Here is an 11,563-nt window from a genome sequence, read left to right as displayed (position 1 = left end):
GGAAGACCAAGAATGTCCAAAGCACTCCCCACTCGCGCACTGGCCACGACGCTTCTGGCCCTGGTAAGCGTCGCCGCCCAGGCACAAGCACAGAACGACCATGCAGCGCACGGCCAGGCCGACGCTCAAACGGCCGCGCCATCCACTCAGACCGTGGCTCCTGCCGCCGACCCGCACGCGGGTCACGCGACGTCGGCGAGCGGCTCGACCGCGGCCCCGGCCATGGATCACGGCAACATGCAGATGCAGGGCGGGTCGGCGCCTCCTGACGCCCGCGATCCGCATGGCTACTCCAATGGCCTGACATTGGGATCGGGCGACTACGCCGTACCCGGTGTGCCGCGGCTGATGCTGGCCGACGAACACAGGTTCTTTTCGTTGCGCGGCGAAACTCTGGAACGCCGCTTCACGCGCAAAGGAGACGACTCCACGGCCTACGACCTCCAGGCGTGGTATGGGACGACCTACAACAAGGCCGTCGTGAAGGCCGAAGGCGATATCGCCAAAGGAAAGCTCGAAGAATCGCGTACCGAGCTTCTCTGGGGGCACGCCGTCGCACCGTACTGGGACACCCAGCTCGGCGTTCGGGTGGATAACGGGGAAGGCCCGAGCCGTCAATGGTTGGCTTTCGGCATCCAGGGCCTCGCCCCCTACTGGTTCGAGCTGGAGGCGACGGGCTACGTGGGAAGTGGTGGACGTACGGCGCTGCGTGTCGAAGGCAGCTACGAGCTGCTGCTGACCCAGCGACTGATTCTGGAGCCTCGCGCCGAGTTGCAGTTTTATGGCAAGGACGACCCGGAACGCGGTATCGGCAAGGGCCTGGCCGAAGCGTCTGCTGGCTTGCGCCTGCGCTATGAATTCAGTCGCCAGTTCGCCCCCTATATCGGCGTGGAACGGGCGGGCAGCTTCGGACGCACCGCGGACTATGTGCGTGCCGAAGGCGGCCGTGCGCAGCAGACGCGCTGGGTGGCTGGCGTGCGATTCTGGTTCTAGAACCTAGCGGGTTTGATCATCTGATGAGAGGCGATCCATGAACATGCACTACGACAGAAGCCAGGGCAAAGTGCCGAGACGCCAGGCATTGATCGCTGGCTTGTTGGTGATGGCACTCGCAGGACCGAGCCTGGCGCAGAGCCGACCGATTGCCAAGGTCTGGAAGGACCCGAGCTGCGGATGCTGCAAGGACTGGGTCTCACACCTGCAAGGCGCAGGCTTCGATGTGCAGGTTCTCGACACCGGGAACACCGCAGCGCGCACGCGGCTGGGCATCCCGCAGAAGTACGGTTCTTGCCACACGGCGCAGATCGGCGGCTATGCCATCGAGGGTCATGTGCCTGCCTCGGACATTCAACGCTTGCTGCGCGAAGCCCCGCAGGCCATCGGCCTCGCGGCGCCCGGCATGCCGGTCGGTTCGCCCGGCATGGATGGTCCGGCCTATGGTGGACGCAAGGACGCCTACGACGTGCTGCTGATTGGGAAAAACGGTAGCAGCACGGTCTATCAGTCGCATCGCTGACCATCCATCAACCCTTCTCCGTGGAGATATGCCATGCAGCATCAGCACACACAGACCCCCAGCGATCGCCCCCGGTTCTGGCGATCGCGCTACGGCGTGGCGTTCCTCATCATCGCCGCTGTCGCCGCGTATTTCCTGCTCAAGGAGCATACGGCACATGTTGCCGGCTATCTCCCCTTCCTGCTGCTGGCGGCTTGTCCGCTGATGCACCTGTTCATGCACCGTGGTCACGGCCACGGCGGACACGATCATGCCGCGCGTCAGGGTAAGGAAGGTGCCGCAGCCTCCAAGGAGCAGAAGCAATGAGTCGAGGCACTCGCACCGTGCGAGCACGCGACGCCGCGCTTGTCTCCTTGCGCGCCTGCGGCCTGCTGCGATCACCAGACACCAAAGGTTAACGGCGGAGGGCACTTGTCACTATGAATTCACCCAGCAAGTCTTCAGGACATGAGCACGCAGGCATGGCGGCGGGTGCCACAACGTCCGGCCCGCATACGCACCACCATCACGCCAGCCATGCTGGAAGTGACGACGCGGGCGGGTCCTCAAGCCACACGCAGCCCGATGCCGCGACGCGAGATCCGGTGTGTGGCATGGCGGTCACGGCGGCGTCGGAGCACCGTTCCACGCACTTGGGGAACACGTACTTGTTTTGCAGCACCGGATGCAAGGCCAAATTCGACGCCGATCCGGCGCGATATGCCAGCGGTGACGCGGGCATAGGCACAGGCAGCGGCCATGCACCGCATCACCATGCCAGCACCGCAGTTTCACCGGCCCCGGCGGCATCGCCAACCGCGCCCGGAACCATCTACACCTGCCCGATGCACCCGGAGATCCGCCAGGATCATCCGGGAACCTGCCCCAAGTGCGGGATGACGCTGGAGCCTCTGCTGCCCGACCTCGATGACGACAACCCGGAGTTGCGTGACTTCTCGCGTCGCTTCTGGTGGACCTTGCCGCTGACGCTCGTGGTCTTGGCGCTGGCGATGCTGGGCGAGCGGCTGCACCTGATGGACATGGCTACACAGAGCTGGGTCGAGTTGGTGCTGTCGTTGCCGATCGTGCTGTGGGCCGGCTGGCCCTTCTTCTCCCGCGGCTGGCTGTCCGTGGTCAACCGCAGCCCGAACATGTGGACACTGATCGGCCTGGGAACGGGTGCGGCATTCATCTACAGCGTTGTGGCAACCGTTGCGCCGGAAGTGTTTCCAGCTTCCTTCATGTCCATGGGACGGGTCGGCGTGTATTTCGAGGCCGCCGCCGTCATCATCTCGCTGACACTGCTCGGCCAGGTGCTGGAACTCAAGGCCCGCTCCCAGACTTCCGCAGCCATCAAGTCGCTGCTGGGGCTGGCACCCAAGACGGCGCGGCGCATCAATGCGGACGGCAGCGAGGAAGACGTGCCACTCAGCCATGTGCACGTCGGCGACCTGCTGCGCATCCGACCCGGCGAGAAGGTGCCGGTGGATGGCATCGTGCACGAGGGCAGCAGCTCGATTGACGAATCCATGCTGACCGGCGAACCGCTGCCCGTCAGCAAGCGCGTGGGCGACAAGGTCATCGGGGCCACACTCAACACCAGCGGCGCGCTGGTCATGCGTTCGGAGCGGATCGGCTCGGACACCGTTCTATCGCAGATCGTCCAGATGGTCGCCCAGGCGCAGCGTTCCAAGGCACCGATGCAACGCATGGCCGATGTCGTTGCCGGCTACTTCGTGATGGCCGTCGTCGCCATTGCGGTAACGACGCTCCTTGTATGGGGATTCTTCGGGCCACAGCCCACCTGGGTCTATGGACTGATCAATGCGGTGGCCGTCCTGATCATCGCCTGCCCGTGCGCGCTGGGTCTGGCCACGCCGATGTCGATCATGGTCGCAACGGGCCGTGGCGCCACGCAGGGCGTGCTGTTCCGCGATGCCGCGGCGATCGAGAATCTTCGCAAGGTCGATACCCTCGTCATCGACAAGACAGGAACCCTGACCGAAGGCCGACCTGCTTTCGATCAGGTCGTCGCAGCCCCCGGCTTTACGAACGATGAGGTGCTGCGTCTTGCGGCCAGCCTGGACCAGGGCAGTGAACACCCCCTGGCCGACGCCATCGTGCAGGCCGCGCGTGCCCAGGGCCTCCAACTCGTGAAGCCTCAGAGCTTTGAATCGGGAACCGGCATCGGCGTGCGCGGAAAGGTTGAGCACCGGCAACTGGCGTTGGGCAACACAGTGCTGATGGAACAGTCTGGCGTATCGGTGGAACCGCTCGTACCCCAGGCCGAAGCTCTGCGCGGCGAAGGGGCCAGCGTCATGTACCTGGCGGTGGACGGGCAGCTCGCGGGCTTGCTCGCCGTGTCCGATCCGGTCAAGGGCAGCACCCCCGAGGCCCTGGCCGCGTTGAAGGCTGCGGGCCTGCGGGTCATCATGGCCACCGGGGACGGGCAGACCACCGCCAAAGCCGTCGGTGCACGCCTAGGCATCGACGAGGTGCATGGTGAGGTCAAGCCGGCGGACAAGCTCATGTTGATCGAGCGACTGCAGAAAGAAGGACGCATCGTCGCCATGGCCGGAGACGGCATCAACGACGCGCCGGCCTTGGCGAAGGCAGACGTGGGCATCGCCATGGGAACGGGAACCGACGTGGCGATGAACAGCGCCCAGGTCACGCTGGTCAAGGGTGACCTGCGTGGCATCGCTGTCGCTCGCACGCTCTCGGTGAGTACCGTGCGCAACATGAAGCAGAACCTCATGTTCGCCTTCCTCTACAACGCGCTGGGCATCCCCATCGCCGCCGGGGTTCTCTATCCCCTCACGGGCTGGCTGCTGTCGCCGCTGATCGCAGCATTGGCGATGAGCCTGAGTTCGGCGTCGGTCGTTGGCAACGCCTTGCGCCTGAGAGCGAGCCGACTGTGACCGGATTTTCTTTCTGAAACTACAGGAGCCTGCTATCGCCCAGCAAACCGTTTCTTTCGTTCTACGCCGTTGCAAAGGTGCAAGCCTTATCTCGGCATTTCGTTCTTAAACCACACCTCACAGATCCAGGTAGAAACTTCTATGACCCGTTCACATTTCATCGCCAAGCTCGTCGCGCCGATCGCTGCTGGTCTGTTCGCCACCGCCGCATTCGCGCATCCTTCGCTGGTGTCTTCAACGCCGGCCGACAAGTCGCAGGTTTCTGCGCCAGCCACCATCGAACTGAAGTTCTCCGAGACGCTGGTGCCGCAGTTCTCCGCCGCGAGCCTTGTCATGACTGGCATGCCGGGAATGGCGAGCCATGGCCCGATGAAGATCAACGCCAGCGTCGCGGCTGCCGGCGACGGCAAGACCATGGTCATCACGCCGGCACAGGCGCTCCAGCCCGGTGACTATCGCGTCGAATGGCGTGCCGTCTCCTCGGACACGCATCCGATCACGGGTAACGTCACCTTCAAGGTGAAGTAAGCCCATGGCCGGGGATTGGTTGACCATCGTCCTGCGCCTGGCGCTGTATCTGGACCTGGCGGCGGCGTTTGGCGTCGCCATGTTCGGTCTCTATGCTTTGGGCAACGACGAGCGATCCTCGACGATCTCGCGCCGCTATCGCGTCCTCATTGGCGCATCCGCTGCCATCGGCATTGCCCTGTCGATGTGGGGCATGACGGTCATGGCCAAGGCCATGTCCGGTGCCCAGAGCTACGCGGAGCTGTCAACGCACGTCTTCGACATGCTCATTACGGGCACGCACATGGGCATCGCCTGGTGCATTCGCATCCTCGCGCTGTTGGTGTGTGTGCTCGTCGCAATGTTGAAATTGAACGCTACCTTGCGATTTGCAGTGATGGCGCTCTCCACCGGCGTGGCGCTGGCGACCCTTGCGTGGGCAGGCCACGGCGCGATGGACGACGGCGTTCGCGGCTACATCCATCTTGCGTCGGATATCACGCACCTCTGGGCAGCGGGCGCTTGGGTGGGCGCATTGGTGGCGTTCTTGATGCTGGCATCCCACAAGCAGGATGTCGCGCAAGACCCGGTAGCGGTCCTCAGTCGGACGTCGAATGGCTTTGCTCGCATAGGTACAGCGATCGTGGCTGCACTCGTCGTGAGTGGAATTCTCAATTACCTGTTGATCGCCGGACCATCGTTTGATCCGCTCATCTCGACGCTGTATGGCCGGCTGCTGATGGTAAAGCTCTTGCTTTTCGCAGGCATGCTGGCGTTGGCTGCTGCCAATCGGTATCGGTTGAGCCCGAGCCTGGAGGCTGCTTTGAAGGCAGGCAATCGCGCACAGGCAGTCATCAAGCTTAGACAGAGTCTGTTCACGGAGGCGACCTTGGCCGTTTTGGTTCTGGCGAGCGTTGCATGGCTTGGCATCTTGTCTCCCACTGGAACCTAGTCCTTCATGGGCGGCAGATGACAGCACATGAATTGAATGTAATGCACGGGTAAGCGCTCTGTAGACCGCCTGCTTCTACATTTAACGACGCGGCGCAAGTTGTCGTCGTTTTTACAAAGGAGTCGATCATGAAATCGCAAATTGTCATTGCCGCCCTGTTGAGCGCTCTCTCCGTGCCAGCCTTCGCCGGTCATGCAGCAGCCCAAGCAGCCAAGGAAATGGTTCCCTTGGCTGACGGGGGAACGCTGTACATCTTCAAGGACGGAAAGATGGCACAGGAAAGCCGCTTCGGGCGCGCCGTCTATCTCAATGTCGGAGCTTCGGTGTCGACGAAGGATGGGCGCAACATCGCGATCACCAGCAATGAAGTCGCTCGCCTCGGGTCGCTGCTACAAAAAGAGCACGGCGGATGACGCCGCGGGTGTGCGGTGCTTTTCAAAGCTTCTGCACAGTGTGACAGAGACGCGCGCCCCGATTGGGCGCGCGCGCTTGGGACGCGTCACGAGCAACCACGAGCGCTCAAGGTGCCAGTTTTTGCGATGTCAAGCGCATCAACTTCCCTGAAATGGATCCAGCCTCCCCGTCCACCGTGATTCGTCCACGGGACATCTGGCGCGAATGAGAACTTGCGAGGAGCCCGATTTATGGAGTTGCGTCATCTACGATGCTTTGTCGTCTTGGCAGAGGAGTTGCATTTCACGCGGGCGGCCGAGAGGCTGCATATAGAGCAACCCCCCTTGTCTCGCGCGATCAAGGAATTGGAAGATGAGCTTGGGGTCACGCTGTTTGACCGCGACCGCAGGGGCACACGGCTGACCGTGGCGGGGGCGGCATTCTTGCAGGACACCCGCCGACTCTTCACTGTCCTGGAGCAAGCGCGTGAAAATGCCAGAGCCATTGCCGCGGGCCTGAGGGGCAGCCTGCGCATTGCAATTTCCGATGGTGCGATGGACCCACGACTATCGGCGTTCCTAGCTCGTTGCCGCGCGGAAGAGCCCGAGGTCGAGATACGTCTCTCCGAGGTACCGCTGACCGAGCAGATACGGGGCCTACGGTCTGGCGACTTCACGATCGGATTTGCACACGCGGCGGATGTTGGCGAAGGCATCGTGGCTGAACCGATCTGGCGAGACCCGATTGTGATCGCCGTGCCAGCGCGGCACTCGCTTCTTGCGCACAAGCAAGTTCCGCTGAACGAACTTCAGGGTCACCCACTGGTTCTGTGCGACAAACTGGCCTGCGAAGGCTACTGCCGAGAACTAAATCGGCTGCTACAGGTTCTGGAACACAGACTCAACGTTGTCGAAGAAGTGTCGTCGCTGGACATGATGCTAACGCTCGTCGGCGCAGGCTATGGGATTGGTTTCATGACGGCGACCAAGATTCCCATCAGCCAGAGGCCGGACGTGGTGATTCGCCCTCTGGCGCAGGACACGGCGGTAATCACAACCTATCTGCTTCGGCCAGAAAGCAGCAACTCATCGGTTTCGCTGGATCGCTTCATCGAACGTCTGCGAGGACCTCCGGATGACTAAAGCGTCAATGCCTATCTGAATCGTGCGCCGCGGCACGAAGATTGCGTTCGGCTGCGCTGACGAGTTCCGCAGCACTGAGCTTGAGTCCGGCGGCGATTCTTAAGATCAGAGCGAGAGTGGGCATGTGCTCCCCACGCTCTATTTTGCCCATGTGCGATCGCTCGATCCCTGCTTTCGCAGCCAGTTCTTCCTGAGCAACACCTTGCGTCAGGCGGGCGACACGAACGGCCGCTCCGAATGCCAACGCTGGCTCGGCGTCGAAAGTGGTAGTTCCTGGGGGACGGCCTCGTCGGACAGTTCGCTTCTCCATCCTTGGAAGCGTCGAACAGTCCAAACAATTTAACCACGTTAAGTTTAACTCAAACTAGCTATCATGAAGACTTTCCATCCTTGTCTTATCGCTTCTTGGGGCCTCTCATGCACGACGCCACCAGCCCACGCCCACAGCTCAGGCTCGCCATAGCGCCTGGTGTGGCCTCTTCGTACCTAGCTGCATTGCTTGCCCTGCAGCGCGCGGAGGAGCCCGAAGTTTCTATGGAATTTAATGAGGTTACGGCGAGCGATCTCATTACGGGCCTCTACAAACGGCGCTTCGACGTCGGCCTTTCTCTGAAGCAGGTGAGCGATTCTTCGCTGAAGAGTCTTTCTATTTGGTTCGAGGCGACAGCTCTTGCCACGCCGCTGCGATACCCACTGCTCCGGCAGCAGTCAATCAGAATAGACGAACTTAAGGAGCACTCCGTGTTTCGATGGAAGGCCGAATATTCTCCTTCGCTGGACCAGTACCTGTCCTCCATGTCATCAACGGAAAGGCCGAATGTCCAGCATGTCAGTTCTTTTGAGATGTTATTGCTCTGGGTCGCAGCTGGATATGGCGTAGGGATTTCCTCGCGATCACGCATCGAAACCGCTAGCCAGTGCGGAATCTGCACGCGCCCAATAGCCGATGGCCCCTACGAGGTCATTACGCACCTGCAGCGACTCTCGGGACAGACGAATCTTGTAGCTGATCGATTTGAGCTTAGAGCCTTGCGAGTTGCCGAGGCGCGTAAAGCATGACAACCACGTGCGGTGCCCGCCCTTGCCGGTGGATTTGCAGCGGGTGCCGGTTCGGGCCAAGGCGCCGTCCAGACGCATCAATTCATCCTGGAAACTGACCTTGATCAATTCAACTCCCTACAACTTCCAATAGTATGTCCGCATGATCGGCTTAAGGCGCCTTCTCGCAAGATGGAGCCGCTGGATTACCAGCGGCCTAGTCGTAACCTTGCTTTTCTCGCAGGTTGCGATGGCGATGTACGTCTGTCCCAAGCCAGACCCGAGGGCATCTGTGGAAACCACGCAAATGCGTGCCACGATCTCGATGCAGCAGGCTGACAAGTTGCCAATGTCGGATTGCACCGGCATGCCTGATTCCATGGACAGCGAAGCGCCACAGTTGTGCCACGCTCATTGCAGTGGCGATCGGGAGTCGGCGCTTTCATGGCAGGGGCTGGACATTCAGTTTCTCGCGGCGCACGTGATGTGGCTCGCCAACTCGCTGCCCGGGTTGGTTCTCGACCGGGTAGCCCTCAGAGCGTGTTCAAAGTCTTTTGAGCAAGAGCACCAAGAATGCCAAGTGGACGAACTGCAGGCTGGTGTTGAGCCATCGCTCGCAGTTCTTCCACAGCCTCCTGTTCTTGTCCAGCCAGGCAAAGCTGCGTTCCACGACCCAGCGCTTGGGCATCACTTTGAAAGTGTGAAGCTCGCTTCTCTTGGCGATCTGCACCGTCACATGCCCTCCCAGAATCTGCTGCACGCCTTGCGCGAACGGCCGACCGATGTAGCCTGCATCGCACAGCAGGCTTTGTAGCCGGCTCAACCGGGGCTTGCAGCGCTGTAGCGCCTGCAGTGCGCCTTTGCGGTCCGTCACCTCGGCCGTGGTCACCGCTATCGCATGCGGCAATCCCTGGGTGTCCACCGCGATGTGGCGCTTGATGCCCGAGACCTTCTTGCCTGCGTCATAGCCCTTCAAGCCCGCCGTGTCCGTGTTCTTCACGCTCTGCGCGTCCACGATCAAGAGCGTGCTGCAGGCGTTGCGCCCCAGTTTCTCGCGGGCCGCGCCAACCTGATTTTTTTAATGCCTGCTCCAGCAGGCTGCCACCCTCGCGTGGCTCGCTCCAGATGGCAAAGTACGAGTGCACGGTGCGCCATTTGGGAAAGTCGCTGGGCAGTGCCCGCCACTGACAGCCCGTGCGCAGCAGGTACAGCACGGCGCAGAACACCTCGTACAGCTCCACTTTGCGTGGGGCAGTCTTTCTGCGCGCACTCTCCAGCAATGGCCGGATCACCTCGAACTGCTCGCGCTTGATGTCGCTGGGGTAGCCTTTTCTCACCCAGCGAGCTTCTCACATCAAGAGGGCGAGACTTTGAACACGTTCTCAGGCGGCACGTTACCTACATTCCTCCCAATCCCCGCGCGGGCTTTCCGCCGATCTACCTCACGTTCCAAGTCCTGCGGAATTGATTTATGTGTCCGTGCTCGCCGCGCACCGATGCGGCAGACCACGTGATTTCGTGAATACCAATTCCGAGGACAACCATGTTTACTCCCTTTTTTGGCGCCCCCGAGGGGCGCCCGTCGGCGTACGGCCGAGGCACAACGCCGGCCTCGATGCGAGTGCATCGTCTGAAAGCTATCAGCATCGCGTTGGCGGGCAGTGCGCTTGTCTCGCCTGTAGCCTACGCCCTCGATTTTGCTGAGGCACGCCTTATCGCGGAGCAGCAGAGCCCACGCATAAGCGCGCAGCAGTTGCAGGTTAACGTCGCCGAATCCGTGCAGAAGGCAGCAGGCTCGCTGCCCGACCCCAAGCTCTCGCTCGGCATCGAAAACTACCCCATCAGCGGCATGGATCGCTGGAGCATGACGCGCGAATCCATGACGATGCAGCGCTTGGCGCTCATGCAGGAAGTGCCCAACAGGGCCAAGCGCGACGCCCAGGTCGCCAGCGCGCAGGCGCGTGTGGATCGAGAACGCGCGGCGCTGGTTTTGCAGCGATTGCAGATCCGCCAGGAACTCAGCCTGGCGTGGATCGCCGCGCAGGCGGTGGAGCAACGGGAGATACTGCTGACGGAACTGCTCGCGGAGAACCAGCGCCTGCAAGACAGTCTCCCCGCTCGCGTCGCCGGCGGCACCGCCCAGGCTGGCGATCTGTTGGTCGCGGAACAGGAGGCGCTGACACTCACGGACCGCCGTGACGATCTACAGCGGGACCGGGCCAAGGCCAGGGCCGCGTTGCGGCGCTGGGTGGGCTCCAGGGCCGACGAAGCACTGCAAGGCGATCCAGGCCCGCTCACTCGCCCCGTCGCGCAACTGCGCACAGAACTGGCGAATCACGCGGAGCTTGAACTCTATCCGGCGATGCAAAGCATGGCCCGGGCCGAGTCCCGCGAAGCCCAATCAGAGACCCGCGGCGATTGGGCCTGGGAGATAGCCTATAGCCGGCGTGATCGCCGATGGGGCGACATGGTGTCATTTCAGGTGACATTCGATCTGCCTTGGCAGAAGGATCGACGCCAAGTGCCCATGATCGAGGCAAAACGGCACGAGTTGGAACGTCTGGACGCCGAACGCGAAGACGTGGCGCGGCGGCATTTGCAGGAGCTGGACGACAGCGCCGCCGAACTCCAAGCGTTGAACAGCCAGATCGACCGCCTGCAGACCGCCGGCTTGCAACTGGTACGGAACCGAGCGGCGCTTGCATTGAGCAACTACCGATCCGCCAAGGGGGACCTGAGCGCTGTGCTCAGTGCACGCGCCCAGGTGCTGGAGACGCGCATGCGTCTGATCGACCTTGGAGCGCAGCGCGACAGCCTCGTCGCCCGACTGAACAGCCTGATCGCGGACTGAGTGGAGACCCTCGCCATGAATACCTCTTCGAGAAACATCCTTGCCGGCTTGACGCTGGTTGCTGCCGGTATTGCCGTTGGATGGGGCGTCGCCCAATGGCGCGCCGGCCACCTCAGCGGCTCCCCCGCTGCCAACGTCTGTTGGCGCGCACTTAAAACTGACCCAGGCTGCGCGTTGAACTTTGACCCACCCGGTGTACGGGGCTGAGGGTATCAGTTGGTGGTCTGGGTGGTGGCCTCCTTTGCCCTGATTCTGGCTTTGGTC

The 11,563-nt window shown here is 61.9% G+C and carries 12 protein-coding genes; 10 read left to right on the top strand and 2 right to left on the bottom strand.

Annotated features, from left to right (window positions below; all coding sequences use genetic code 11):
- The first annotated feature begins 12 nt into the window (after positions 1-12).
- The 8 genes from WDC87_RS06220 to WDC87_RS06185 all read left to right on the top strand — a co-directional run bounded on the left by WDC87_RS06220 (position 13) and on the right by WDC87_RS06185 (position 7,410).
- Positions 13-993 carry a copper resistance protein B gene (locus tag WDC87_RS06220; RefSeq protein WP_005408883.1) on the top strand — a complete coding sequence of 327 codons (981 nt, stop codon included), beginning with the start codon at positions 13-15 and terminating at the stop codon, positions 991-993.
- Positions 994-1,030: 37 nt separating this feature from the next.
- Positions 1,031-1,516, top strand: coding sequence for a DUF411 domain-containing protein (locus tag WDC87_RS06215; RefSeq protein ID WP_003090303.1), 486 nt, complete (start codon positions 1,031-1,033; stop codon positions 1,514-1,516).
- Between the two features lie 33 nt (positions 1,517-1,549).
- Positions 1,550-1,822, top strand: a complete 273-nt coding sequence (locus tag WDC87_RS06210) for a DUF2933 domain-containing protein (RefSeq protein ID WP_003097518.1) — start codon at positions 1,550-1,552, stop codon at positions 1,820-1,822.
- Positions 1,823-2,109: 287 nt separating this feature from the next.
- Positions 2,110-4,416 carry a heavy metal translocating P-type ATPase gene (locus tag WDC87_RS06205; RefSeq protein WP_228777907.1) on the top strand — a complete coding sequence of 769 codons (2,307 nt, stop codon included), beginning with the start codon at positions 2,110-2,112 and terminating at the stop codon, positions 4,414-4,416.
- Positions 4,417-4,557: 141 nt separating this feature from the next.
- Complete coding sequence (copC, locus tag WDC87_RS06200) at positions 4,558-4,944, top strand: copper homeostasis periplasmic binding protein CopC (protein ID WP_003090319.1); 387 nt, start codon at positions 4,558-4,560, stop codon at positions 4,942-4,944.
- A 4-nt stretch (positions 4,945-4,948) separates the two neighbouring features.
- Positions 4,949-5,875, top strand: a complete 927-nt coding sequence (gene copD, locus WDC87_RS06195; protein ID WP_003097522.1) for a copper homeostasis membrane protein CopD — start codon at positions 4,949-4,951, stop codon at positions 5,873-5,875.
- A 128-nt stretch (positions 5,876-6,003) separates the two neighbouring features.
- Positions 6,004-6,288 (top strand): CopK family periplasmic copper-binding protein, encoded by a 285-nt coding sequence (locus WDC87_RS06190; protein WP_003090336.1) that lies wholly within the window; start codon positions 6,004-6,006, stop codon positions 6,286-6,288.
- Between the two features lie 231 nt (positions 6,289-6,519).
- Positions 6,520-7,410 (top strand): LysR family transcriptional regulator, encoded by an 891-nt coding sequence (locus tag WDC87_RS06185; protein WP_003097524.1) that lies wholly within the window; start codon positions 6,520-6,522, stop codon positions 7,408-7,410.
- A 4-nt stretch (positions 7,411-7,414) separates the two neighbouring features.
- Here the strand turns inward: WDC87_RS06185 and WDC87_RS06180 are convergent, their stop codons facing one another.
- Positions 7,415-7,720 (bottom strand): helix-turn-helix transcriptional regulator, encoded by a 306-nt coding sequence (locus WDC87_RS06180; protein ID WP_003097526.1) that lies wholly within the window; start codon positions 7,718-7,720, stop codon positions 7,415-7,417.
- Between the two features lie 107 nt (positions 7,721-7,827).
- Between WDC87_RS06180 and WDC87_RS06175 the strand changes: the two genes are divergently transcribed.
- Positions 7,828-8,469, top strand: a complete 642-nt coding sequence (locus WDC87_RS06175; protein ID WP_023657317.1) for a LysR substrate-binding domain-containing protein — start codon at positions 7,828-7,830, stop codon at positions 8,467-8,469.
- 523 nt (positions 8,470-8,992) lie between these two features.
- Here the strand turns inward: WDC87_RS06175 and WDC87_RS06170 are convergent.
- Positions 8,993-9,785, bottom strand: a protein-coding gene (locus WDC87_RS06170; protein ID WP_086009121.1) for an IS5-like element ISStma16 family transposase whose coding sequence is annotated in 2 segments (ribosomal slippage) — positions 8,993-9,527 and positions 9,526-9,785 — 795 coding nt in all. Because the reading frame shifts where the segments join, the coding sequence is not laid out codon by codon here.
- Positions 9,786-9,991: 206 nt separating this feature from the next.
- Here WDC87_RS06170 and WDC87_RS06165 point away from each other — a divergent pair.
- Positions 9,992-11,299: a TolC family protein gene (locus WDC87_RS06165; protein WP_003097539.1), complete on the top strand. Its 1,308-nt coding sequence runs from the start codon at positions 9,992-9,994 to the stop codon at positions 11,297-11,299.
- The last annotated feature ends 264 nt before the right edge of the window (positions 11,300-11,563 follow it).

This window comes from Stenotrophomonas maltophilia group sp. Smal12 (assembly GCF_037079935.1).
Lineage (GTDB): Bacteria > Pseudomonadota > Gammaproteobacteria > Xanthomonadales > Xanthomonadaceae > Stenotrophomonas > Stenotrophomonas sepilia.
Note: the sequence above shows the minus strand (reverse complement) of the source record. Positions and strands in the feature narration are given on the sequence as shown.